Source organism: Ensifer sp. EB106-05-01-XG146 (assembly GCF_058791875.1).
In genome coordinates this window covers 1449422-1472470 of record NZ_JBYTDX010000001.1, presented here as the reverse complement: position 1 = coordinate 1472470, position 23049 = coordinate 1449422, and the positions used below count along the sequence as shown (strand labels likewise).

The following is a 23049-nucleotide window of genomic DNA, read 5'->3' as shown; positions in this document are numbered from 1 at the left end:
TCCAGAGCCTTCTGTCTGAGCGTTCGACTTCTACAGACGCCATATCCTATGCCGCCAACTCCTTCACAACGCAATCGTTACCTCGCCCGAGGGTTGCTTTCGTTTGACGCTAGGAGCGCGGCATTCGGCCACAGCCCCTCGAAACGAACAAAATGATCGCGTATCAGGGGCGGCCTATCACTTAGCCAACGGCCTGGTAGAGATCGTCGTATGAATCAGCGCGATACACGGAAATTCGACCAGCAGCTTGGCTTGATCGTCTTGGCAGCCTTTTCAGCTATCCTCCTCGTTCAGGCCGCCATGCTGTTCCTATCGATTTGGCTTGGCGCTTAGTAAAAAACGAAGCTGATGGAAATCCCCTGGCACTACATTCACGAGAACTTCGACTGGCTTGGTCACATTGTTGAGGCGCTGTGCATAGCCTTTGTCGTTGCCGTTCCTGGCATGCTCTTCTACTCACGCCGCGACGCGATCATCATCGGGCTTGCCTTCGGCGCCGGCCACTTTCATGGGCGCGAGAAGCGCGACTATGAGATAAGCGTGCACATGCCTCCACCTCATCTGGAGGCGTACAAATTCTGGCTCTGGAACTGGGATCAGTCCACGGACTTTTGGCCCGTCGCAATCATAGTTTTTGCGGCACTGCTTTTGATCGCTCGCAACCGAAAAAGCCACCGCTCCTAGCTCCCGCTGTGTTCGGCCATGTCTCGGCCGGTGACTCCGACAAAAAGTTGTAGCCAGTTTTCCCCCGTTAAATTATAAGGGTTGTGGGCTTACTGGGGTTACTTAGAAACATCATGATTTCAGGATATGACTTGGTGTCGCGATATTTTTCTTTCGCGGACGCCTACCACACCTTTACCAATCGAAAGAACTTATCGGCGGAGAGTTGGGAAGAGACGCCACTTGAATACTTCCAAGTCGACAATCCGTCTGGTTACGATCTTTCAAAAACAAAGGTCTGGACACCGGCGGGAGCGAAACCATCCAATAAGTCTTACAATTTCAGAATATTGTCGAACCCTACCGACAGTGTACTGGCGCTCGCTAACCCAGGTAATGGCAAGGTTTCGTTCGCACTTCGCGGTAGCAAGCAGCGAATTGGAATCTTCTCCGATTCGGCAATGAATTTCTCCGCAAGGCTCGTTGGAGATTCGCAGCTCTTAATTGGCGAAAACACCGCAATTATGGGGGCTCGAATGCTCCTGAACAGGTCCCACGTTTCGATCGGCTGCAATGGACTCTGGTCAGATGAAGTAATCCTTCAAGCATCTGACCAGCACGGCATCGTAGACCTCAGTACAAAAGAGCTGATCAACCTAGAAAAGTCAGAAACCATCATCCATAGGCATGTATGGTTAGGGCGCCGTTGCATGGTTCTTAAGGGGTTGACGATCGGCGAAGGCAGCATAGTTGGCGCTGGATCCATCGTTCCAAAGAGCCTCCCTCAAACCTGCATCGCAGTTGGGAACCCTGCTAGGCCCGTGCGTCATGGAGTTTCTTGGTGTGAGAGGTTCGATAAGATCGACGGACTGGATATAGATGAAATCGATGCGCTCACCTCTATGTCGTCGCCGGCGATAGCTCTTGTAAACGGTTAACACCCAAAGAAATATATCGACAAAATGCGGCCGCCCGAGAAGCGGCCGCCATGCTCCTTCTACAGGGAGCCGTAACTCACCAACGGGCTCTCGTCGTAGGAGCCGTCGCTGGGCTCATACGAGATGGTCGTTTCGCAACGCGGCGCGCGTGCCATAAACTTCATGTCATACTTCCCGAGCATCAGGACGGTCGCAATGCCGAAACCCCTCCACTGCGTGCGCGGAATGTTCGCCTTTTCGAGCGCTTCTTCCGAAAAGTCTTGCGAGGCGTCGAAATTTTCCGGCAACTTCAGCACCGCACCAAGGTGACGGTGGATATCCTGGTTACCGAATCGGCGGACATGGTCATGCTGCCCAAAACGGCGGAACTTCTCCTCATCGCCTATATCCTGGAATGACTCGTCGAATTCACCATTCATGAACGGGATGATGCACACATGCTTACCGGTATCGGTCATCATGCGGTGCAGGTGGAACAGCGTATATGCGATGTTGCATGGGGTGTGCTCCAGCACATGGCTGTGAATGATCAGATCGAAGTAATCCGATCGCCAATGATCCAAGTCGCAGAGATCAATATGCCGGCAGTCGGGAGCAAACCTGCGATACATATCCTCCTGCAAGTCGGCAGTGACGTAATTGCCCTTGTCGACCAGCTTCGAGAGAACGTTGTACAGGCTCCGTTCGGGCGCGACATGCAGGATACGCCAGTGCGGAAGGATATTGAGCCGCTCAATGTACATCCACATCAAGCGCGTCCGCTCCAGTGAGCCGCACTTCTGACACCTGGCGTTCGGCCGCGAGTTCATATCCAAGAACTCGGTACCGCCGCAGAAATTGCATTCAAACTGCATCTACACCTCTTGTTGATTAGGGGTGTCTCTCATTACCCCGATGTGCTTATCCCGAGTTTCTTTTCGAGAGCCTCGCGCTTCTTTCGGTTCCATTCAAGCTTCATCTTCAGATCTTCGATCTCAGCGCGGTACTTTGCCTCGCCATCTCCGACGACGCTTTCAAGACTCGCACGCTTCTTGCGATTCCACTCTAGTTTTTCCTGAAGGTCGTAGATCTGGTTGAGGATCTTCTCCGGGGGCATGCCCTGCATGCCAGCCATCTCCTTCATCTTTTTGCTCTGGACCCTCATCGCCATCGATCTGAACTGATGGTCTTCGTTCACAAGGCGCATGGCATTGCTCAACATTTCGATCTCAGCGGGGACCTCACCCAGGTCGGCGAACTTGGCCGCAGCCTGGTCGACCGCCGACACCAGCGCAGCCACATTCGCTTCGGCGCTAAAAGTCTGTTGAGCAATATAAAGACAATTCTGCGACAGGGCGTCACGATCAGCCTCATTCAGGACCCAATGAAGGCCATCGAGGAGATCCGACGCATCGAACGCCCGCGCAAGATACCCCGTTTCTCGGTGACGCAGAAAAGACGCCAGGCCAGAGGTCTTGAATGCCACCACGGGCGTTCCGCAGCAGACGGAGTCGGACCCTACGACCGACAGGCTCTCCTGCAGCGCGGGGAGCAACGTGACATCCACCTCGTTATAGATCTCGACCTTGTCCTCTTCCGAAGCGACAAAGCCGAGTGAATGGACCTTCATGCCCTTGGGCACGATCTTGGTGTCTAGGCCCTCCTGCCCCATGGTGACGAAAGTGCAGTTCTTGAACCGCTGGTCTTTAGCTAAAGCTTCCAGCGCCAGCTTCAGTCCCTTGCGCGGGTTGGATAGCGAATGCGCCGCAAGAAGTACCAGCTTTTCATTGGCTGAGACTTTCAGGCTGTCCCTGATCTTCGTGGGTCGTTCGGCAAGCTTCGTAACCCGCGTCAAGTCAATCGGATTGCTGACGGTCACGATCGAATGCCCCTCCGTGATTGGAGCAACTTTCATCAACTCGCCAAGCCAGGAGGAAATCGGAGCAAACACGAGATCCTTACGATAGGAGAGCACCGCTCGCTTGATCTCAAAGCTCGTCCTGGTCTTGCCGCTCTCGCGAACGTCAACGAGCGCCGGGCACTGAACGCAGCCAGTTTTGTAGCCGTCGCATGTCAGGCTCGTCATGTATTTTTCGTAGACTGCCGGCTCGGCTTCGACTTCGCTCTTCGGAAGTTTGAAAAGACAGCCGCCAGTGTGAGCCCAGTTGTCCCGGTTGATCCATACGATCGGATACCGCAACGTGGCAATGTCGAACATCGAGACGATGCCGCGATCAACGGCGCCGAGTACGATACAGTCAGGATCGATCTTCGCTACCTTGTCGGCGAGGCGCCGCGAATGCTGACCGTCGGCGTAGTTGATCCACATCCCGATGTTCGTTCCCGAGGTGGGCTGATCAACGTTTGCGTCGCGCCGTTCAGGGAAATCGTCCAGGCTGAGTGTATGCACGTCATAGCCGGCATCCCGTAGAGAGTCCCTCAAGCGCGAGCTCGATGCCGCGGCGCCTGCGCCCCGGGTGACGTCGAAGGTCGTTGAGATCATCAAGATCCGCTTCACAGCCTCAGATTTAGGAGGCAAGACCTCAGCCTGAGGCTTCGAAGCGAGCGACGAGAGGATCAACCGCGTCTTATGGAACGGCGTTATCTCGGCAATCCGACCATAGTCAAATTTCAGCCCCGACTTTGCCAGCCAACTAGCCGCATACGGGTCCGTTACGACCAGGCGGTCAATCAGCAACCTGATCTTCTGCTGCAGGTCGACCTCAAGCTTCATGCCATCCGACGACAACAAGCGATCGTTCTTGTCGAGTGTCGCCAGATGATCCTTGCCGAAAAGCATCATGTCGTTGTCGGTGCACAACACGGCCTTATCGGCGGCGTTAGCGATGAACTGAGCCTGCTTCCAGTTGCTCTCGATGAACAGGAATTCGTCCCTGCCCTTGTAGACCTCCGCCTTGAATGGGGCGTGGGCCTTCAGCCGCCGGCGCTCTGCGGCGCTGGGTAGGTCGATCATCAACAGTTCCTTGAACTTCACTCCGTTGCGGTGAAGCCAATCCTCGGTCTGGGAACGATATTTCTCCAGGCGGGACGTCACGACTGCTGATATCGTCTTCGTCGGGATTACAAGTGGCGCCGCCGTCGACATAAACTTGATGTACGCTTCGCCGTCATCGTTCTCGTCGTCGGTCGGGTCGACGCAAAGCACGCCGTCCATATCGAAAAGGGCGTGCTCCGCGATGATGTGGTTGCGGTAGTTCCACTGGAAGATTCGAGGCTGCGGCACAAACGACAGAATCACATCCGCGTCGACGACCTTCTCAGTCGGGTCTCGACCGTACACGGCGCAATATACGAACTCAAACTCCGCGCTGACGTGCTCGACTCGCTTCCGAACTCGTCGGAATTCGGCGCCTGTATTGACCGAATCGTCAACGATCAAAACGCGAGTCTTCGCGGCGATTTGCCCGCTGTACTTCCTCACCCCGCTCCTGCTGGAGAAGGAAAACAAAAACGTATCAAGATCATAGAACTTCGTGTTCTTGAACGACGCGATCATGATAGCGGGAACGAGGCCCGACTTCGGCACGCCGACAACGATGTCTACACTCGGGATTTTCTGCAAATTTCCTGCAACGTCCCGAGCAAGATCTCCATACGATTTGTAGTTGAGCATTTACCCCTCTTTGCCGACAGGCAAGCCAATAAGAACTAGCTCCTTCATTAGATCGTCAGTGATCTTCCTGACAAGGAATTTGTAATCGAGATTCAATTTCTCGACGAACGGCTTTACCTCAAAGAAGTCGCGGGCCGTATGGTAGATCGAAATCAGCAAGAGGGGGCGATCGCGTTTGATCGTTTCGATCGCGCCGCGCATGGCGGCAAGTTCGTTCCCTTCGACGTCGAGTTTGATCATTCCGACCGAAGGAATTCTGAACTCTTCGACGATCGCATCGACCGACGTCGACTCTATTGTTTCCGACGGAATCTCGTCTCCGCCGGCCTTCTTAATGACCGAGGCACCAACTCCGGCCCCCCACAGCACTTGCTGGCCACGCTCTTCGCCTAAGATCCGCCGGAGCGGGACGATTGTGTCTTCCTTGCCCCAACGACTTACTAATCCCGAGAGGGTGTCGAATGTCTTCTTTTCCGGTTCCAGAGCGTAAACACTCGCCGGATCGTAGTGATCGCAGAACAGCTTGGCTGTGTCCCCAATGTAGGCACCGCCATCGATGATGGTTTTGCCCTTGATCAGCGCCCTGGCTTCCTTGGGGATGTATTTCAGGCCGCTATGGAGAAGGATCTCGGGAAGCGGCTCTTCGGGAAGATCAAGATCCCTCTGAAGCTTGTCGAGCCCAGCTTGCATATTCCCGAAGAAGCCGAACTGTTCCAAGGTCGCCGCTGTCTTGGGCGGAAGTAGATCCCGTTTGACATTCTCCGAAAGAAAAACTTGTTTAAGCAAGGGGTGAGGTAGCAGATAAGGGACTAGATCAATTTGCCGCTGACAGAGGTCTTTCGATTCATGGTCCATTCCGGACGTCAGGTCGGTCATCTTTTCCGTCACCTGAGCTCGGGTCATCTTAGCGAGGTACTCTCGCCATGATTCCCGATACGAAGCATTGAATGAGATAGCCTGCTCCAGCGTTTTCATCGATCTTTGCGCTCCCCTACGCGCTGCTGCGCTTTTTTCCTGAGGGTGTATGACAACAACTCTGTCAGCGGTCTATCATCAGAAATTGCTATTTCTGGGGTTATCAGACACTTTAGCACCGGAGATGCGCTAAATTAGGTAATCCGTTGAAGTTGTGGTCTTTTTTGAATTAACGGAGCGCCACAACTTCTAACCGCCTAACCTTCGGCCGGCTCCACCTTAGATGCCTCCGCAGCTGTCTTTTCCCTAATCTGCTCTACACGATACTGGATGGAAGCCAGACAGAGAGCAATTGCTGGATTGGCCGCTTCGATGGGGTCATATTCGCCAACAATGGCCTTGCCGCGACCATCGTGCCAGCTGAACCCAGCATCTGGCGCCTCAGGACAGAGTCTTTTATGGATCATGAGCGCCGCGTCGATCGAACCGGTGAAATGAGGCAGCTTCCGAAGTCTTTCCCCGTCGAGTTCCCAGAACGTCTTTGGATAGCTCCGCCCCTCGTAAACGACGTTTTCTTCGACCGCCTTCCATCCACCCAATTTTGCCACGGCTTCGTCGTGCGCCCGGCTTGGGCCTTGTAGGTTCAACATTTCGAGGATCAAGGTACGGATGTTCACGGTCTGTCAGTTCCTTCTATTCAAGGGAACTGATACGACACAATCGAGGCGCAGGACAACCGATCACGACGGACAGCGCACATCCCTGGCCAGTTAAAGCCCGTAATAGGAGATCATCGCCCCCATCAGTGCGTTGCGATGATCGTTGTATTCCGTCCTGGCGAGATCGATGCCGAGGATCAGCGCAAAGCCGAGCTTGTCGCTGAAGGGCTCTTTGGCGCCGGCGTTCATAATGTAGCAGTCGGCCGGGCTGGTCACCGTTGGCAGCGGCAAGGCGCCGTCGGCGGGTTCGAAAGTGCCGCCATCCGGGTCGTTGTCCACATAGAAGCTGGTTTGACCGGTGGTACCGTTGAAGGTGGCGATCACCGCACGCACGCCGGCGGTCAGCGCAAATGACCGGTTTCCGCCGCTCTTGTTCGTCTGGATGAAGATGTAGTTCGAGGCGTTCTGAAAGATCTTGAAGTTTTCATCCGGGCTCGAAAGAAGCGTGCCGCCTTTGGCGCTGTCGATGTTCGCGACGAAGGCAAAGCTGATGTCGCCGGTGAACTTGACGTTCTGGATCGCCAGCAAGTTATTGGTGACGCCAGCGCCCTCGATCGCCTTGCGCCCGTTCCAGCCGGAGACGGGCGTGACAACATCAGGCGAGCGGGTGAGTGGCGCGGTCAGCCGGTGCTGGCTCCAGAGGTCGTAGGCGTTGATCTCCGGAGCCGAGCCAGAATTTTTCACGCGCAGCGCGTCAGCGAAAACGCAGTGACGCTTGCCGGGAATGCCAGTGATTGCGTTGAGCAACGTGTTGCTGAGTGGGGGTGTCGAGATCTTGGATGGCGACCCGGACAGCTTGATCATAATTGCCATAGAAAATGTTCCTCAGTTGCACGCGACGGCGCCGCAGTGCGCCCACTTGTAGACAGGACTGCCTGACGGGTCGGTTCCCATACTCGTCGAGCTACGGAGGCAGTGACCGGCGGTCGTTTTGCTGCCACCGGTATACAGCGCGCCGTACAGGCCCAACTCGATCTTGTTGTTCGTGTCGGGTGGCGCAGATGCCAAGGTGAACTGAACGGTGCTGCCAACAATCGTCGGGGCCCCGGCCATTGCGATCTCGACATCGCTTGAGTTGTAGAACCTGATACCGAATTGACCGGGATCTAGAAATCGCGTTGTGTCCTGGGTGAGCGCCCCGGAGATACCGGTGAAGGTCACGGTTACCGCTGTCCCGCTTCGGCTGGCGGACGCCATCTTCATCGGCGTATAGGCTCCACTGGCTAGAACCAGACCGAGTGCATAGCCTTTGTCGCGGTAGGCCGCCGACGTGTAATGGACGCCATCGATGAGGTCCCAGAAATGGTGGGCGCCGGCGGGGACAACGGCGGCATTTGCCGCGGCTGCGTCCAGCACGCCTTGGGGCGTCTGCACCCGCGTACGTCCAAGTGACCCGGTGTTCTCCGGATGCGAATGGACCTGGTTGACGTAGAGCTTCATGTTCGATGAGAGCCCGGTGATCGCGTTGATGTCGGTCTGGAAGTCAGAACGAAGCTGCTGGATGAACGACGACCAGGCCAACGCGCTCATGTTCGAGGCGGCTTCCGACTGCCCGTCTTCGAGGACGCCTCGGCAGTCGGAGATCGTCATGCCATAGGCTTCGGCGAAGGTCTTGATAGCGGCGATCGTGCGCAGCACATTCCGGTATGGCGCGGTGTTCTTGGCGATCTCGCTGCTCTGCGCGGAGCCGATACCCGCAGTAAAGACAATGACGCCAGTGTCGGACGGCAGACTGTCGGCCCAGAGCTTTGCAGCCTGTGCCCAGCCGGTTTCGCCGGCATCCGAATTGCGCACTTCAAGCGCGTCGACGAACCCGTCATAGCTCTCGGATCGGGCTGGGAACGTCTTCCAGATCGCCGACTGCGTATTGCCAAGGTTACGGACACCCTTCTTGCCCATGGCAACCTTGCCGGTGGAAATAGCCGACGTCGTCAGAGCGACGGCTGCTCCGGGAGTTAGGCCGACCGACGTCGATTGGCCGATAACGAACAGAATCGCGATCTTGCTCACTGACGATAGGAAGGGCTTGAGCGGAAGCAGCGACGCCTTCTCGCGCAATGGCGGGAAGTTCCCGTTTGCCTCCGTCATGGCATACTCGATGGCACTGCCAAACGAAGGCATCGGTTGGTAGGTATCACCGATGATCGAACCATAGGTGATACGCCGCGGCGCGATGGTCTCGTCGTCGTCAGCGGTGCCAGATCTCATGAAGATTTCCCCGTTCCACAAAAGAGCGTCGAGATCGGCCGGAGCTTCAGAGGACGAGACCCAATCCCCTTCCGGCGTGCTCGCCATATGGATAGACGTGCCTTCTTCGTTGCGGAATTCGATCGAGAAATCAGCCGAAAAAACTTCGGTGATACCTGCAGTCGGCGACAGTGCCGAGTTAATCAGGGCCTCGTTCGACGGCAGGCGGAACAGCCAAGACCCCGCGCCGATGGTGCCGAGCTTTTCATAGGTGCCATTGTTCGAAAGCGTCGGGTCTGCGGTGACAACTGCTTCGACACCCGCCTCGAAATTCAAGTTGGCGAGCATGTCCGCTTTGGTGTTGAAAAATACCCGCGACGGTCCCACACCTGCTTGCAATTGCGCGATGGTTGTGTCGAGCGCATCGACCTTCTTCTGGATCGCACCTCCTACCTCGTCTCGAATGCGGGGCTTAGGCGGCTCGTAGCGTTCACCCGAAGGCCCGTCGGCGTAGACAGAGTTGAATGCCGACTGAATTTCGTTTGCCATAAGGATTTCCTCAGATGATGGTTGCCGTGACCGGGCCAGAGGTCGGGCCAGCCACGTTGGAGATGTTGCGAGGGATCGCGTAGTAGTCCCAGACGCCCTGCGGCGCGCAGGTGGCTGTTTCAATGAAGGCGACGACGTCATCCACTGAGCCGACGAACGGCGTATCCTTGCGGATTCCAAAACTGGTGATCGCCGACGGCGCTATGAGCGTTTCCAGGAACGTGCCGTTCGCCGCCCGGTTGGTACCGTCGGCGAAAAGCGTGCCAATGATGCGTGGCCGGACGTTGCCTGCCGAATAGGACGAGACGTCGAATTTGACGCGTACCTTGTCGGCGTTTGCGGACGTGAACGCTTCCGTAGCGAAAGATGTCGTCCCGGCCGCGCCATTGAGCTTCCCGCCGCTGATGGTCCAACCGACGCCCTTGGCCCAAACCGTGTCGGTGGCGAAATCTCCGTTAGTAATAAGGTTGGTTCTGGTCGAATCCCCATCCGTGTAGCCATAGGTCGCGGACGGAGCCACGGCCAAGGTTGCGAACGGGGTGACGAGATTGGGGTTGAACGCCGATCCCGCCGCGACGCGGTAGAGAGACACCATCCGCACGCGAGCGTCATTCTTGGTGGCGACGCTGAGCACGGCACGTCCGAGGTGCGGCGCACTGTCGGTGATCGAGAAGGATGCGAGCGACTGCGGCGCCACAGGATCGGCGATGGAGACAACGGTCTCAGTCACCGACCAGTTGGAATAGCGGCGGTTCGAAGCTATGAAGGCCGCTTGCACGTCGAGAACCTGATCAACCGGCACATTGCCTGTAGATAGGTCGATGTATCCGCCAGCGGACTCAGCATTCGGATTAGGCTGTTCTACCCATGCGCCGGGTGTTCCAAGTCCGTCTGCGTCAGCGACGCGGTATCTGACAACGGGTGTCAAACTGCCATCTTCCGGATCGATGATCACGACGCGAATGTAGACGCTTCCGCCATTAGCCTTCGCCTGGATCAGATTGATGACCGGCGTAGGTATTTCCAGAGCGTTGGCCGCTGGCGGGACTGGCGGCTGCTGACCTTCGTCGACGGCAGGGTTCCAGGCGTCGATGTTCTCCGGATGCGCGATGTAGTCCATCGTGAACCCGCCCTTTGTGAGGGCGACGACGGATCTGCGGTTCTCGACCAGTTTGCCATTGAGCCTTGGCAACCGGAGAGGCGTTTCGAGCCGGATCCAGCGGGCGTAGACCGCATTGATACCCGACAGGCGAACATCGATGCTGCCCTTGACCTCCTGCCGCTGGCGCAACCAGTCACGCTTGCCGAGGCGGCGCGCCTGGCGCCACTGATTGCACCACTCATAGCTTCCCTCCAGTGTCAGAACACGGCCGGCGGAAATCTGCGCGTCGGTGTCCTCGAAAAAGTCGGTGTCGCAACTGGTGTAATTCGTGGCTGGATAGGTGAATTTCGGGACTAAGCGGTTGCACTCGTCCTCGAAGAGCACTCCGTACTGCACGTTGTGGCCGACGATGTCCGCATCGCTCAGCGTTGCGCACCGACTTTCACGGAACTTGCCGACGGTCAGAATACGAGCGCCATCGCCCCGCGCCACGAGATGGCCGTCACAGGTGGAGAGGATGGCGTTCAGACCGGACTTTGGACCGTTCTCGGTCGTATCCCAACCGTTGCACTGGTAGCGCTTCTCTGTGCCGCCGCCGGCGAGAGGAACGTCCTCGTCGCAGATGTCGGCTTCCTCCTTCCAAAGGTCGATGACGGGCAGCAGCGCCTTTTGGTAGTCGAGGCCGAACCCGAACTCATTGAAGCAGAGATGCCACGCGAGAATGATGGCCGCGTTGCGGGTCCAGGTCCAAGTGGCAGGGTTGGTTGGGCTCTGCGCCCCGTCACGAAAATCCCAGCAATAAGCACCGTCAATCTCCACCGATGGCGACGGTGCACCATAGGGAAACGCGGTCTGCTGATCCTGCGCATCGGCGTTGTGAGCACGCATCGCCAGCGATGCCTGACCGTCGCCGCGGTGATCGTTCGTCCAGATGCCATCTGGCCCAAGCGCAGAGACAATCTCTGCGTAAGGCGTTTCTGGATTGGCACCGAGACGAGTGTAGAGGCGAACGTTGGCGGAGCCCGCGCCGTAGCGCCCGCCGGTGGTGAGTGGCTGAACGACGTTGTCGACTACGGTCACTTCGTCATCGTTGAGGAAGAACCGATTGAACGACTTGATCCGATGACCCGCGATAGCTTGCACCGAATAGAGATTTGAACCCTTCGCTTCCCACATCATGCGGGCGCCGGCAACGCGCGTGCGGCCGACGGCATAGACCCGGAATGGTATAGCCTGGTTCAGCGGCGCTCTGCCGTCCTCCGGCTTGGGTGGCTTCGGTGCTTGCGCAAGGAGCGCCTGCAGGCCGATCGAGATAGCGGTCGTCGCGATAGCCGACGCGATGGACGCATAGGTGATCGTGGACGCACCGATCGCGAAACCGCCCGTACCGAGCACAGCCGTGAAGATTGGCGTGAAGATCGGATCAAAGACGGCAGCGCTGTAGAGCGACGTCGTGCTCCCCAGCCCGTATCGCTGCAGCATCATGCGATGATGGAAACTCATTCGGTACGGTCTCCATCCGGCGCGCGCCATGCTGCAACGTGATCGAGTTTCTTGGCGATGACGCCGGACGGCGCCAGGATTGCCCAGAGCGGGCCGAAGCGGATCGCACAGACTTCCTTGGCATCGCCCATGCCAGCAGGCGCCAGCACTACGCCGACGTCGCCGTCCTGCGGGTCATCGGTGTGAACGAAGCCGAGGGGCTCAAGGGCGGCAGCAGCGAAAGGGACGAGCCCGCCAGCGCGTGCCAGAATTTCATGCGCGCCGTCGGCCGTGCTGTATGTGCCGCGATAGGCCTGCGCCGGGTCCACCCCGACGCTCTCGCGCAGCCATGTGCCACAGAACGTCGTGCAGTCGTCGCCGAACACCCCGCCCCATCTGAACTGATGCGGCAGGGCAAGAAAGTCTTGCAGGGTCATGATGATCCTTAGAAATTCGGCCAGACCGGCTGAACGCCTCTGGCGAGCCGGCTGACGCCGTCGCAGAACTTGTCGGTCGGTGAAATCGCTTTCTGATGCGGGGTTGACCACACAGATCTCGCGCCGCGGGACCTCGTTGCTTCCCCGGTCACAACAGCGAGCGAGAGCGTGATGCTGGGATTCTCTCTCTCCTCAACCGGAGGACTGATCTCGCCGGTATGAGATGCCGTCCCGGTCCAGATTGGAATGATATTGCTCATCGGCTGGAAGTAGCGATCAAGCGTCGTCAGCCCCATTTGGACCGTCGCCCCGCGCACCGGCGGCAGGCTGTCGATCGTCTGGGCCGATGTCGAGGGATCCAAGCCGGAAAGCGTGAACTCGACGCTGTCGGCCGTGCCATTGACCAACACCTCAAGCGTGGGGACACCAATGAGGCGGCCCCCGCCGAGGTAGACGGTCCCGCTCGGCTCGATGCTATCGAAATTGGCCGGTATATCGTTTATGCCGAACCAGAGGTGCAGAGCCGGGTCGGCGTCGATCCGCAGAAAGATGCCGAGTTGGTGGCTACCTCGCATCTCCTCGATGATGGGCGCCGGGATGAAGTCCATCAGAACGCCTCGACAAACTGCAGCGTCGGTCTCGACTGATACCAGCCCTCATAGTCCCACGGCAGCGTGAAGCCGCGGGGGAACTTCATGACGCACATGGGTCGAACGAGCTCAACACGTGTCCCGACTGTGATCGCTTCGCGGAGCGGCGGGGCAACCGCGAGCGTGTATACGGGGTCGGCCTCGTTAGTCTTGCTGATCACTTCCCAGTACCGATACGCGCGCCAGCCTTTGTTCGGGTGAAAGATTGAGAACCAATCAGACCATCGCAACGGGCGAGACGCCCCAAAAACCCGCATCTTGATGACGCCGGCGCCGAGCGCGGCTGCTTGCGTGATTTCGGCATAGACGGCGGTCTGGCTGTAGCCGGACCCATCGGAGAACAAAGCGCCGTCGGAATGCGGTATGCCTCCGATGTTCAGCTGTCGCTTCCCGTTTACCAACGGGAATGGTCCTATCTGATCGTTGATGATCGGTACATTGAAGAACCGATACCCCCCGTTGCCTCGCGCACCGAGCCAGTTGATGACCTCGTGGCGCTCCGGATCGTCAGCCTGCAGCACGCAGCGCTCATAGGTCGCGGTGACGATCCCGCCGCCGCTGGTCTCGATCGCGATCGACTCCCCGAGACCGTTGACGCCGCCGTCGAGCGCCGAACCGGGATTGTCGAAACTAGCCCGGGTCGGCCTGAGATACATGATCGGCACGGTAGGCTGACCGGTGTAGACTGCCATCGATCAACCTTTCTGTGCCACGAAGCGTTTCTGGGTTTCCCCAAAGCCGACGCGCCGTTGCTGCTCGTTGTATTGCGAGAGCGCCTGGCCGACGCCTTGCCGCACGAGAGCGCGGACATGATCGTCGCCATTCGCGCCCATCACGTTGACGTTGAGATTTGCCGGCGCTGCGCTCGCGCGCCGACCGTTGTCGTTCAAGGCCTGCATGAGCTTGTGGTTGCTCACGACGCCGGAGCCCTGGGGCAGGTTCAACAGCTCCGGACCTCGCTCGCCAACGATCGAGAGGCCGCCAGGCGCGTTGTTGGTGCCGTTGGCGTAGAGGCCGATGCCTCCGCCCATCCATGCGCTGGCGAACTGACCCGACGAGGCGAAGATGCTCCGCCCGATACCAGACAGCGCCGACAGCAGACCACCGCCGCCACCGGCTGCGCCAGAGGCGAGTGTGGTGCCCAGCTGGCCCAAGCCGTTGCCGAACTGGCCCAGGCTGCCGCTGGCCTTCTCAAGGGCGCCGTTGAACTTGGCGACGTAGGTGTTGCCGGTCGTGCCGAGAACATCTGCACCCATCCCGCCCTTGCCGACCGAGCCCGGGCCACCGAACCACGCCTGCGCAGCGCCGGAAGCCCCGTACTTGTCGACATAGCCGCCGAACCGGTGCGCAAAGATCGCGTCTTGCGCCCCCTTATCGGTCAGGAACTCCGAAGCGGACATCGTGCGGCCGAGCGCAGCTTGCGACCACTGCCCGATGTTGTTGCCCATGACCTGATATGCGCCATAGGCACGATCACCGTTGCGAGTGACCGGGCCGAGGGCGCCATAGTTGCCGCTGCTCTCGATCGACTGGATCGCCTTGGCGTAGGCGGAGATGCCACCGACCGACCGATTGTCGTTCGCAGCGCCGCTATAGCCGAGAAGCGAACCGAGCGTTGTCGTGGCACCGGAAACGCTGGAAGTGGCGAACCCAGACGACGAAGATAGGGACGTGCCACCGAACAGCCCGTTAACGAGCGAGTTGGTGAGGCGCTCGATCGCTTGATCGCTGGCCTTCGCCAACGCATTGATCAGGGCGTTCTTGATCGCGTCGCCGAGGGCCTTGCCGATATCGCCGCCGCTGGACAGCAGACCGTCGCGGAGGTCGGTGATAAAGCCACCGATCAGTTCCTTGTTCTGCTCTCGCCGCAGCTGACCACGGATGGCGTTCGCCTCAGGCGAATTGAGGTTCTCATCGAAGCCGTAGCGGTTGAGGGTGCTCGCGACCTGTCGGTCCATCGCACTCCGTTCGCCCTGACGCTCCTGAAACGACATGTCGAGCCAGAAGTCTGCCTTTGCGTCCTGTGCCTGCCGGTATGCCTTGGTGACGTCGTCGATCTTCTCTTTCTGCTCTTCGAGCTCGAAGAAGTTCGGGCGGCGGCCCGGTACCGGGATATCCGTCAGGCTGCCATCGGAATTGAGGATGCGATCCGGATCCGGGTCGCCGCTCAGCTCGATGTTCGGGCGACGACCTGGCGTCGGAGCGTTGAACGGCACGAAGTCGGCGGAGCGGAACGTGCGGCCGCCTTCGGTGAAGGTGGAGCCGCTGATGATGTCCTGGACGTTGTCAGCGCCCGCAATGCTCTTGATCCACTCGCTCTGGGCCTTCCTAGCGGCTTCAAGGCTGCGATAGAAGGAGGCTGTGACAGCATCGACGCTCTTGCTGAAGTCCTTAAGCGCCGGCAGCCCTTCTTTCTCGATCGCAGCGGCAAGCGTGCTCTTCGCGTTGTCAAAGTCGGCAACGGTGGCGGTGCCCTTGGCAACTCGCTCCCGGAGATCGTCCCAAGCATAGCCAAGAGCCCGAACGGTCTCATCGGTACCGGGTCGCGCCCGCAGGGCAGAGAATGCCGTGATGGCCTTGTCGCGCAGCCCTTCGAGCTTCGCACCCATCTCCTCAAGCTCGCGGCCAGCAAGGATGCTGCTCGCCTCGCGCCCCTGTGTGATCTTGTCAGCCCTATCGAGCTCGTCGACGTAGGCCTTCAACTGAGGCGCTGCGTCTCCCCAGAGGGCCGCAGCCCGACGGATGATGTCGTTCTGCTCCTCGAACAGCCGATTGGTCTTCTCGGTCCCGCTCTCGGCAGTAGTGAAGTACTGGATCAGCGCGGCGCTGCCAGCCGTCAGCGCGATCGTCGACAGCGAAATAGGATTGATCAACGCGCCAAACGCCGAGGCAAGCCCGGAGACGGGTTTCTCCATCGACCCGACGACCGACGCAAGCTGTGTGCCCTGCTGTAGGCCGATCATGAGCGGGTTCATGCCCATGGCCGCGGTGACGGCGATGTCCTGGAACTGGAACGCGGCGTTCGCCGAGTTGAAGCTCTGCGCCCCGCCACGGTTGCTGTTGGCAGCCTTCACGGCAGAGCCGGCAGCCGTGGCCGACGTCTTCAGCCGTTCGAATGCCTGCCGCTCCCGATCGAGAGCTGCCGTCATCTCCTGCGCGGTGATCGCGCCGAGCTTGTGCGCGCGCTGGATCTCGCCGACGGTCGCCTCGTACTGCTGCGTTGCCTGAGCGAGTGGGCGGAATTTAAGCGTGAGGCGCTCCACTTCCATCCGGAACGCGCGGACGTGGTCATCCTGCGAACCGAACGAACGGCCAAGGTTTTCGACCGGCGGCAACGCGCTGCGCGCGTCGTCGCCTGCTCGCTTCAGCACGGTTCCGAGACCCGAAGCTTCCGCTTCAAGCTTATCGACAGCCTGCCCGGTGCGGATGGCCGAGGCCGTCAACTTGTCGAGATCAGCTGCGGCGGACGCTGCCGGCGTGCTGTCGATCTTGAAACCAAGGGTCGCTTCGGTCACGGGCTATCTACTCTTGTTCGGGAAAAGCGCGTCGAAGAGGCGCGCCGTAAGTGGTCGCTCGGAGATTTTGGGCTTCTCTGGCTCAGCCTGCTCTTCAACCTTAGGCGCCATGACCTCACGGCGCTTGATATCGAGAGCGAGGATCGCGTCGAGTTGCCACTGCTTGAGGACGAGGCCGCGAAGCCTCGCCCATTCTGCGATTGCCACAAACCCGAGGGCATTGGGCCCGTAGCCGTTGCCGGTGCGCTGCGCGTCGAGCTCCTGAAACCAGAACCAGACTTGCTGGCCGGCAGCAGGCACTACCAGCTTCTTGCCCTCGTGCTGATCGACGATGAGTTGGCAGAGCCGGTCGATCAGCCTTTTGTAAAAGAGCTACGGCGCGCGGCCTTCGCCTCCACCTGATCGCGGATGATCTTGAACCGGGTGTAGAGGTTCCGGACGTTCTCCTCCGAGAAGGGAACAACCTGACCGCCGATCTTCGGGTCTGGTGACCAGTGTGTGGTTGCCTTTGCCAGGATCGCGATGAGGCGAGCATCCGCCTCGTCGGCCGGCGCCTCGCCGAGGTTCTCGCGTTCGGCTGCCGCCTTGGCGAACTCGGCGGCGACATCGCGCATGGCTTTCTGCATGCGCTCACTGTCCGGGCCGACGACGCCGATCTTGAGGCCGATCGGCTCGCCCTTCTCGTTGACGACGACGATCTCGATGCCCGCTTCCTGAGATTGGACGAGGGCTTCGAGGCCAGAAAGGTCTACGAACTCAGCATCAGCCATTATGCACCACCAACCGGATTGACCGTGAGAACGGCGCTGTTGACCTCGACATTGCCCTGAAGCAGGCGTGCCGTGTTGGCGCCGCCGCCGTTCTCCTGCGCGGTCATGACGATCGCATAGAAGTACTTGAAGGTACCGGTCGGGACAGAGGTCGCGGTGTGAACGCCGTTCTGGGTGCCGGTCGTGGTGATTGCCGAGCCGCCCTTCGTCGCTGCGACCTGGAAATCGTTGGCGCTCGGGTTGACCACGTAATAGGTGGTGCCAGCGACGAGGCCCGTCGGCAAGGCACCGGTCGTGGTGAACTTGACGCCGACGCCGGCAGCGAGGCCGTGAGCATTCCAGGAGACGACGCCCGGCGCCGCGATGGTCATCGTGACCGTGGCGGTCTTCGCTGGCGGTGCATCATCGAACGCAAGCTTGAAGGGGTAGTTGTAGTCGGTCTTTTCGGCGGCGATCAGCGCGATCTGGCCGAGGTCTTCCGGCAAGATAACGAAGTTGTTCTGCATCGAGCCGGCGTTGCGGGTGCCCTTGCCCTTCCAGTCGCGACCGGAAGAGATGATGGATTCGGTAATGAGCGCGGCGGCGTCGCCGATTGCGCCCATGGTCTGCCAGCCTTTGATCTCGGTGAAGACGGTGGACGAAAACAGAGCCTCGTTGATGTCTGCGTCATCGGGCACGGTGGTGACGGCTGGTCCCATATAGATTTTGGCGCCGGCGACCGGATAGAGCTGACCCATGGTCGTTTCCTCTTTTCAGTGGGGCCCTTGCCGAAGGGGCGGGAGACGGCGGGCCAATCAGGCCGGAACTTGCGGGTAGCAGCGCCACCGGGTGGTGACGGGAATGTTGTGGTGCGTCTCACCGGTGACGAGGACGCCGATTTCCGGATCCTCATCAATGCGGACCTGAGTGTCGGCCCGTAAGAGCTTGGTGCCGCGGCGGAAGTGCTCGCGAAGCTGGCCGGCGAGGTCGTAGCCGTTCACGATGGCCAAGCTCTTCGGCCACATGACGTTGGTTCGGAAAAAGCCTTGCCGGATCGGGTCCATGACCAGGGAAATGTCGGTCTCGATCGAGCGATTGAAATGGAACTCGCAGACTACGAATTTGCTTGTCGCTGTCGGGGTGAAGGTGACGCCCGGCAGGACGACCGTGACGCCGGCTGGCGGGACAAACGCCTGCGCACGCTGCGCGAGCGCTTGATAGATTTTCATTTCCACCGTGTCGGCCATCTGCTACCCCTTCCGAATGGCCGACAAAGTCCTGTCAGACACCGATGTGCATGAAGTGCTGCATGAGGCGATCTTGCTCATGAGCAACAAGGTCGTGCGCACCGAAACGGGACGTCAGGTGCTCGCGGCCGCGATCCGAGATCTGGATATCCTTCAGAAGGCCCTGATCATCATGACCGAGGGCTCCCACCCGCTTCAAAACGACTGCGAACCTGCTCCTCCGCCCGCTTGACCGTCTGCGGCCAGTCCTGGGCGGCTGCGTCTACGAACCCGAAGCCCTGCTGATTGAAGACGCGGCCGAGGCTGTCAGCCCCGACGAAGCCGTATTCCATGCGTGGACCGTAGGCGGCCTGAAAGCCGAGATAGAGCGTCTCGCCGATCGATAGGTCCGCGATCATGAGCTCGATCGATCCGGTGTTGTCAGGATACTGCTTCTCTCCCTGGTCGACCGTCGGCATAGCCGTGGTCGAGGCCATCAGCGAGTTTTTCAGGTTACCGGTGTCGAACGGCATCCGGCCGCCTTGCGCCGTGGTGATGCGGACGTCATTGGCGACCATCTGCGCGGCGGTGCGCAAGACAGCCGCCTCGCGGGCCTGCTCCTGCTTCACCCAGTCGGAGACCTGGGCGGCGAAGGAAAGGTTCTCGGTGGCCATCATCGACCTCGTGAGCGGGCGTATTCCTCGGCAAAGTCGAAGTTGTATTCGACGTGGCAGCGGCAAGCGATGATCTCACCCGGGCCAGCGCCGAGGCTGGTATCGCCCGGAAATCGCATCAGCGCGCCCGACGGCGACTGAAACGGCACATCCATGCCGGTCACTTCCTCTGCATTCAGGACCTGGTGCGTATGACGAACGTGGCGATCGCCGACAGAGCGCCAGCGGCGGGTGACCAGCGTGCTATCCCTGCCCGACCTGTCCAGGCCCTGCTGATAGGCCTCATGCTTGGCGGCATGGACCGAGGACTGCGTTTCCGTCCGCGCGATGGTCTCGCCGCGGAACTGGACATAGCGGTCAGCGAGCCGCCCGGTGATCTTGGCGACGACATCAGCCGGAAGCGGCTTGCCCTCGCGGATCGCCTTGGCGACTTGCCGATCGAACCGCTTATCCCGGCGTGTCAGTGTCAGGTAGTGCTTCATGCTCACGACATCGCCCGACAAGAGCGCGGCGCGGGCATTCTCGACGGTGCGGGCCAGCTGCGACGTCAGCCCAATCAAACCGCCTTCTCGGCGTTGGGTGACCCGGTTGACGCGGCCGGCGAGATCCAGCGCGATCGTGCGCGGCCCCTGCCCTTGAGCGTAGCCGGCGTGGATCGCCTCGCGGGCCATCGCCTTCGTGTCTTCGGTCACATGCGTAATCAGCTTCGACGACTGCTCACGGATGATCTGCTCGGCGCGCTGGTTGCCGATGTCCCAACGGACAACGACGCGGGCGCCGGCTGGATCGGAGAGGCGCGGCATGTTTCGGGTGACCAGCAAGCCGCCGTCATTGAATGCCTCGCGGATCGCCTCGGAGAGCGGACGAAACGCCGCCGGGTCGATGTGGAGCGCGGCGATGGCGCCCTCGATGTCCTGACGCTCCAAACGCTCGACGACTTCCTTGAGCACGATCTCGGACTTGATGTCGTCGATTGCCTCACGGAATGCCTTCTCCATGTTCGGGGAGAGTTCGTTGATGAGGGCTTCGATTTGCTGGCGAAGGCTGGCCATCACTCAGCCGCGGCTGCCTTCTCGCCCTTCTTGGCGACCTTCTCCTCGGGCATCTCTTCGGCGAGGCCGAGATTGATCAGCCCCTTGGCCATGGTGGCGCCGCCGACTTCGAGCTCGTCGACGACCTTGCCAACCTCATAGTGCGTGTAGGCCTTCACGAAGCGGATTTTCATGCTGCGATCCTTCCTTGGACGATGAAGACGACAGCCGTGACGCCGTCGTATTTGTTCGGGTCGCCATTCACGATGGCGTAGTCGGTACCATTGGCGGCCACCACGTCGCCGACGGTCGGCTCGATCGCCAGCCCGACGGACGAGATGTAGATCTGCATATCGCCTGTGCGGATGTTCGTTCCGTCGATGTAGCGGGCCTCGTAGGCCATCGGGACCAGCGCGGCCGGGTGTGGCGTAGACACCGGCTCGCCGCCGAGGATCGGGTCAGGAGGCGTCAGGCGGGTTACGACGCCGACTTGGCCGAACTCCTCGATGAGCTCGTGCGCCGTGGCCTGCATTTCGATGTAGAACGACATCAGAAACGATCCAGAGTGAAGGTGCCGCCCTTGCTGGTATCAGGCGTGAGAATGCAGCGAAGCGCGTCCTCAACCGCCGTCAGCACCGGGCGAAGACTCTCAAGAGTGATCGGTACACCCTCTTCCGGGCTGAAGAACTCGCGCTCGATGTTTCCGACCTTCTGCCGCTTGACGGACTTGCCGAGCGTGAGTGTCGGCGTCGACGAGCCCGGGGACTGTAGTTCGGCGAGAGCCAGCGCATAGGCGGCTGTCTCGATCTCGGCTGGGGTATCACCCTCCGGGATTGGTTCATCAGCGCAGTGGTCGACTGCGCCAACGCGCGGCCATGCCCGCTCCTGCGTGCGGGTTGCCTTCTTGCCGGGGAAGCGCGGGCCGTAGATGCCGTCCAACGCTTCCGAGGCCCGGAGGAGCGCGGCCTCGCGCTGCGGGTCGGTGACCGTGCCGGCAGACCACGCCACGTTGCCCCGGTCTTCATGATAAGCCAGCGCGCCGGCCAAGGTCCCGTAGAACATCATTTGTTCCGCTCTTCGCGAGCCAGGTCACGCAGTGCGGCGAGGTCTTCGAGGCCATCGTTCGGATCGAACTCGACTTGCATAGCTTCGAGGTCGGCAGAGATCTGGCGGCGGGTCAGACCGTTGGCGGCCTTTTCTTCCGAGATCGCTTCGGCGACCTTCGCGTTCAGTGTTTCGAGATCCCAGCCGTTGAACGGGCGCTTGCCGACGACTTCGAGGTATCGAGCGCGGGCGGTGCTAAGGTCATCGCCGTCAGCCGGCTTGGAGCCTCCGTCCTTGCTACCCTCGCCCTCGTCAGCTGCCTCCTCTTGCCGATCTGGATCGAACCGGGCGTCAATGATCTTGAAGCCGGAGGCCAACAGCTCGCGCTTCCGCTCGATCGAGACTGGATGCGGCTCATAAATGACTTCACGTTGTTTCGTCATGTCTCTGTTCCTCAACGGAGAATGGAGACGGGGCGGGCATGTATCCCGCCCCGCTTCGGTTACTTGGTCGCGTCGCCGATGGTGATCACACCAGCGGTGTGCTTGATGTCGGTCGCGACTTTGTCCCAGTTCGAGCCGGTGGCGAGTTCCGCGTCGGTCGGCGACTTGCCACCGTTGCCCTCATCCCAGGTGTAGCCCTTGAGGCCGAGGCCGAACGAATAGTCGACCTGCAGGGTGGTCTCGATGCGGGTCTGGCCGTTCTTCGTCTCGATGTTCGAGATGATGTCGCGGCTGTCCGAGACGGTGGCGGCGTTGGCCACCAGCGAGAGCACCTTGAGCTTGTTCGGCGTGCCAGCCTCGTAGAGGGCCGGTGCGTCGGTGACGACGACCATCTTGCCGAGGATGTCGACGACGCGAACGTTGGCAGCCTGGAAGAGCTGCTGGGCGTTGCCGAGGTTGAGACCGATCAGCTTGTGATAGGCCGTGCCATTCATCACCTGCGTGATGAGGTTGCCCGAGTGGTCTCCGAACTTCGCGTGACCGTCATTCATGGTGACGTAGCTGACACCGAGGGTGGCCGATACGTCATTGGTGGCGCCGGCCTGGTTGCTGATCGCGGCGACGAGAGCCGAAACAGCGGTGTTGAGCTGGTCGCGAAGCAGCGCCTCAGCGAAGTTGCGCGACGCGACCTCGATACCTTCGGCGGTCGGCTTGTCGAGCCAGGTCATCTGCGACGGCTCGTAGCGAACCGGGCCGAAGCCGCCGGCGACCTTGACGGACGAATGCTTGAGCTGCGTCAGGTCGGTGGCCGAGGCGCTGGCCTGTGCCGCGTAGCGGTCGACGCGACGCTGCGCCGAGTGAATGGCGGCGTAGAACGACTCCTGAAGGAAGTCGCCTTCGAAGCCTTCCGTGGTCAGGCGGATAGCACCGCCGGAGGCCGCGTTGAACTTCTCGACCATCTGCGCGAGCGTCTCGATGGTGGCGGGCATGAAGTACTTATTGAAGACCTGCATCTGCGCGAGAGACATGGCCTGATCCTTTCTGTTTCCGTGATTCTGGTTGGGAGGTGGATGCGGGCATTGCCCAGATGCCCGTCACCTCGTTGAGATCAC

At 60.0% G+C, this 23049-nt stretch carries 24 protein-coding genes; 2 read left to right on the top strand and 22 right to left on the bottom strand.

The window, feature by feature from the left end; genetic code table 11:
* The first annotated feature begins 348 nt into the window (after positions 1 to 348).
* Both AC3WVQ_RS07255 and AC3WVQ_RS07250 read left to right on the top strand, forming a co-directional pair.
* Positions 349 to 684: a hypothetical protein gene (locus AC3WVQ_RS07255; protein ID WP_492382675.1), complete on the top strand. Its 336-nt coding sequence runs from the start codon at positions 349 to 351 to the stop codon at positions 682 to 684.
* A gap of 113 nt (positions 685 to 797) precedes the next feature.
* Positions 798 to 1601 (top strand): acyltransferase, encoded by an 804-nt coding sequence (locus AC3WVQ_RS07250; protein ID WP_492382674.1) that lies wholly within the window; start codon positions 798 to 800, stop codon positions 1599 to 1601.
* A gap of 59 nt (positions 1602 to 1660) precedes the next feature.
* On the opposite strand, the gene AC3WVQ_RS07245 is transcribed toward AC3WVQ_RS07250, so the two are convergent.
* The 22 genes from AC3WVQ_RS07245 to AC3WVQ_RS07140 all read right to left on the bottom strand — a co-directional run bounded on the left by AC3WVQ_RS07245 (position 1661) and on the right by AC3WVQ_RS07140 (position 22965).
* Positions 1661 to 2455 carry a hypothetical protein gene (locus AC3WVQ_RS07245; protein WP_492382673.1) on the bottom strand — a complete coding sequence of 265 codons (795 nt, stop codon included), beginning with the start codon at positions 2453 to 2455 and terminating at the stop codon, positions 1661 to 1663.
* Positions 2456 to 2487: 32 nt separating this feature from the next.
* Positions 2488 to 5214: a glycosyltransferase gene (locus tag AC3WVQ_RS07240; RefSeq protein ID WP_492382672.1), complete on the bottom strand. Its 2727-nt coding sequence runs from the start codon at positions 5212 to 5214 to the stop codon at positions 2488 to 2490.
* A complete protein-coding gene (locus AC3WVQ_RS07235; RefSeq protein ID WP_492382671.1) occupies positions 5215 to 6189 on the bottom strand; it encodes an FkbM family methyltransferase in 975 nt (324 codons plus the stop codon).
* A 197-nt stretch (positions 6190 to 6386) separates the two neighbouring features.
* Positions 6387 to 6806, bottom strand: a complete 420-nt coding sequence (locus AC3WVQ_RS07230) for a hypothetical protein (protein WP_492382670.1) — start codon at positions 6804 to 6806, stop codon at positions 6387 to 6389.
* Between the two features lie 93 nt (positions 6807 to 6899).
* Positions 6900 to 7661 carry a hypothetical protein gene (locus AC3WVQ_RS07225; RefSeq protein WP_492382669.1) on the bottom strand — a complete coding sequence of 254 codons (762 nt, stop codon included), beginning with the start codon at positions 7659 to 7661 and terminating at the stop codon, positions 6900 to 6902.
* Positions 7662 to 7673: 12 nt separating this feature from the next.
* Entirely contained in the window at positions 7674 to 9584 is a 1911-nt protein-coding gene (locus tag AC3WVQ_RS07220; RefSeq protein ID WP_492382668.1) for a hypothetical protein, read from the bottom strand.
* A 10-nt stretch (positions 9585 to 9594) separates the two neighbouring features.
* Positions 9595 to 12189: a phage tail protein gene (locus tag AC3WVQ_RS07215; RefSeq protein ID WP_492382920.1), complete on the bottom strand. Its 2595-nt coding sequence runs from the start codon at positions 12187 to 12189 to the stop codon at positions 9595 to 9597.
* Positions 12186 to 12605, bottom strand: a complete 420-nt coding sequence (locus tag AC3WVQ_RS07210) for a DUF6950 family protein (protein ID WP_492382667.1) — start codon at positions 12603 to 12605, stop codon at positions 12186 to 12188. Before AC3WVQ_RS07210 ends, AC3WVQ_RS07215 begins: the two co-directional genes overlap by 4 nt.
* 8 nt (positions 12606 to 12613) lie before the next feature.
* Entirely contained in the window at positions 12614 to 13213 is a 600-nt protein-coding gene (locus AC3WVQ_RS07205; protein ID WP_492382666.1) for a hypothetical protein, read from the bottom strand.
* On the bottom strand, positions 13213 to 13947 hold the full coding sequence (locus AC3WVQ_RS07200) for a hypothetical protein (protein WP_492382665.1): 735 nt from the start codon (positions 13945 to 13947) through the stop codon (positions 13213 to 13215). Before AC3WVQ_RS07200 ends, AC3WVQ_RS07205 begins: the two co-directional genes overlap by 1 nt.
* Before the next feature lie 3 nt (positions 13948 to 13950).
* A complete protein-coding gene (locus tag AC3WVQ_RS07195; protein WP_492382664.1) occupies positions 13951 to 16770 on the bottom strand; it encodes a phage tail length tape measure family protein in 2820 nt (939 codons plus the stop codon).
* A gap of 3 nt (positions 16771 to 16773) precedes the next feature.
* Positions 16774 to 17070 (bottom strand): phage tail assembly chaperone, encoded by a 297-nt coding sequence (locus tag AC3WVQ_RS07190; protein ID WP_492382663.1) that lies wholly within the window; start codon positions 17068 to 17070, stop codon positions 16774 to 16776.
* A gap of 53 nt (positions 17071 to 17123) precedes the next feature.
* A complete protein-coding gene (locus AC3WVQ_RS07185; protein WP_492382662.1) occupies positions 17124 to 17540 on the bottom strand; it encodes a hypothetical protein in 417 nt (138 codons plus the stop codon).
* The gene (locus AC3WVQ_RS07180; RefSeq protein WP_492382661.1) at positions 17540 to 18277 is read right to left on the bottom strand and encodes a hypothetical protein; all 738 of its coding nucleotides are present in this window, start codon (positions 18275 to 18277) and stop codon (positions 17540 to 17542) included. Before AC3WVQ_RS07180 ends, AC3WVQ_RS07185 begins: the two co-directional genes overlap by 1 nt.
* Before the next feature lie 57 nt (positions 18278 to 18334).
* On the bottom strand, positions 18335 to 18766 hold the full coding sequence (locus tag AC3WVQ_RS07175; protein ID WP_492382660.1) for a phage tail terminator-like protein: 432 nt from the start codon (positions 18764 to 18766) through the stop codon (positions 18335 to 18337).
* Positions 18767 to 18936: 170 nt separating this feature from the next.
* The gene (locus tag AC3WVQ_RS07170; protein ID WP_492382659.1) at positions 18937 to 19419 is read right to left on the bottom strand and encodes a hypothetical protein; all 483 of its coding nucleotides are present in this window, start codon (positions 19417 to 19419) and stop codon (positions 18937 to 18939) included.
* The gene (locus AC3WVQ_RS07165) at positions 19419 to 20471 is read right to left on the bottom strand and encodes a putative phage head morphogenesis protein (protein WP_492382658.1); all 1053 of its coding nucleotides are present in this window, start codon (positions 20469 to 20471) and stop codon (positions 19419 to 19421) included. The genes AC3WVQ_RS07170 and AC3WVQ_RS07165 overlap by 1 nt, the downstream gene beginning before the upstream one ends.
* The gene (locus AC3WVQ_RS07160; protein WP_404526160.1) at positions 20471 to 20644 is read right to left on the bottom strand and encodes a hypothetical protein; all 174 of its coding nucleotides are present in this window, start codon (positions 20642 to 20644) and stop codon (positions 20471 to 20473) included. Before AC3WVQ_RS07160 ends, AC3WVQ_RS07165 begins: the two co-directional genes overlap by 1 nt.
* Positions 20641 to 21000, bottom strand: a complete 360-nt coding sequence (locus tag AC3WVQ_RS07155; RefSeq protein WP_404526162.1) for a hypothetical protein — start codon at positions 20998 to 21000, stop codon at positions 20641 to 20643. The genes AC3WVQ_RS07160 and AC3WVQ_RS07155 overlap by 4 nt, the downstream gene beginning before the upstream one ends.
* Positions 21000 to 21515 carry a DnaT-like ssDNA-binding protein gene (locus tag AC3WVQ_RS07150; protein ID WP_492382657.1) on the bottom strand — a complete coding sequence of 172 codons (516 nt, stop codon included), beginning with the start codon at positions 21513 to 21515 and terminating at the stop codon, positions 21000 to 21002. Before AC3WVQ_RS07150 ends, AC3WVQ_RS07155 begins: the two co-directional genes overlap by 1 nt.
* The gene (locus tag AC3WVQ_RS07145) at positions 21512 to 21937 is read right to left on the bottom strand and encodes a hypothetical protein (protein ID WP_492382656.1); all 426 of its coding nucleotides are present in this window, start codon (positions 21935 to 21937) and stop codon (positions 21512 to 21514) included. Before AC3WVQ_RS07145 ends, AC3WVQ_RS07150 begins: the two co-directional genes overlap by 4 nt.
* 59 nt (positions 21938 to 21996) lie before the next feature.
* Positions 21997 to 22965, bottom strand: coding sequence for a major capsid protein (locus tag AC3WVQ_RS07140; protein ID WP_060530069.1), 969 nt, complete (start codon positions 22963 to 22965; stop codon positions 21997 to 21999).
* Between the last annotated feature and the right edge of the window lie 84 nt (positions 22966 to 23049).

Excerpts from the sequence above, each read along its gene's own strand:
- AC3WVQ_RS07180 (WP_492382661.1), bottom strand. The coding sequence starts at position 18,277 with ATGGGTCAGCTCTATCCGGTCGCCGGCGCCAAAATCTATATGGGACCA.
- AC3WVQ_RS07215 (WP_492382920.1), bottom strand. The coding sequence starts at position 12,189 with ATGAGTTTCCATCATCGCATGATGCTGCAGCGATACGGGCTGGGGAGC.
- AC3WVQ_RS07160 (WP_404526160.1), bottom strand. The coding sequence starts at position 20,644 with ATGAAAATCCGCTTCGTGAAGGCCTACACGCACTATGAGGTTGGCAAG.
- AC3WVQ_RS07155 (WP_404526162.1), bottom strand. The coding sequence starts at position 21,000 with ATGTCGTTCTACATCGAAATGCAGGCCACGGCGCACGAGCTCATCGAG.
- AC3WVQ_RS07220 (WP_492382668.1), bottom strand. The coding sequence starts at position 9,584 with ATGGCAAACGAAATTCAGTCGGCATTCAACTCTGTCTACGCCGACGGG.
- AC3WVQ_RS07210 (WP_492382667.1), bottom strand. The coding sequence starts at position 12,605 with ATGACCCTGCAAGACTTTCTTGCCCTGCCGCATCAGTTCAGATGGGGC.
- AC3WVQ_RS07145 (WP_492382656.1), bottom strand. The coding sequence starts at position 21,937 with ATGACGAAACAACGTGAAGTCATTTATGAGCCGCATCCAGTCTCGATC.
- AC3WVQ_RS07255 (WP_492382675.1), top strand. The coding sequence starts at position 349 with ATGGAAATCCCCTGGCACTACATTCACGAGAACTTCGACTGGCTTGGT.
- AC3WVQ_RS07225 (WP_492382669.1), bottom strand. The coding sequence starts at position 7,661 with ATGGCAATTATGATCAAGCTGTCCGGGTCGCCATCCAAGATCTCGACA.
- AC3WVQ_RS07205 (WP_492382666.1), bottom strand. The coding sequence starts at position 13,213 with ATGGACTTCATCCCGGCGCCCATCATCGAGGAGATGCGAGGTAGCCAC.
- AC3WVQ_RS07185 (WP_492382662.1), bottom strand. The coding sequence starts at position 17,540 with ATGGCTGATGCTGAGTTCGTAGACCTTTCTGGCCTCGAAGCCCTCGTC.
- AC3WVQ_RS07165 (WP_492382658.1), bottom strand. The coding sequence starts at position 20,471 with ATGGCCAGCCTTCGCCAGCAAATCGAAGCCCTCATCAACGAACTCTCC.
- AC3WVQ_RS07170 (WP_492382659.1), bottom strand. The coding sequence starts at position 19,419 with ATGGCCACCGAGAACCTTTCCTTCGCCGCCCAGGTCTCCGACTGGGTG.
- AC3WVQ_RS07250 (WP_492382674.1), top strand. The coding sequence starts at position 798 with ATGATTTCAGGATATGACTTGGTGTCGCGATATTTTTCTTTCGCGGAC.
- AC3WVQ_RS07140 (WP_060530069.1), bottom strand. The coding sequence starts at position 22,965 with ATGTCTCTCGCGCAGATGCAGGTCTTCAATAAGTACTTCATGCCCGCC.
- AC3WVQ_RS07150 (WP_492382657.1), bottom strand. The coding sequence starts at position 21,515 with ATGATGTTCTACGGGACCTTGGCCGGCGCGCTGGCTTATCATGAAGAC.
- AC3WVQ_RS07235 (WP_492382671.1), bottom strand. The coding sequence starts at position 6,189 with ATGAAAACGCTGGAGCAGGCTATCTCATTCAATGCTTCGTATCGGGAA.
- AC3WVQ_RS07245 (WP_492382673.1), bottom strand. The coding sequence starts at position 2,455 with ATGCAGTTTGAATGCAATTTCTGCGGCGGTACCGAGTTCTTGGATATG.
- AC3WVQ_RS07175 (WP_492382660.1), bottom strand. The coding sequence starts at position 18,766 with ATGGCCGACACGGTGGAAATGAAAATCTATCAAGCGCTCGCGCAGCGT.
- AC3WVQ_RS07200 (WP_492382665.1), bottom strand. The coding sequence starts at position 13,947 with ATGGCAGTCTACACCGGTCAGCCTACCGTGCCGATCATGTATCTCAGG.
- AC3WVQ_RS07240 (WP_492382672.1), bottom strand. The coding sequence starts at position 5,214 with ATGCTCAACTACAAATCGTATGGAGATCTTGCTCGGGACGTTGCAGGA.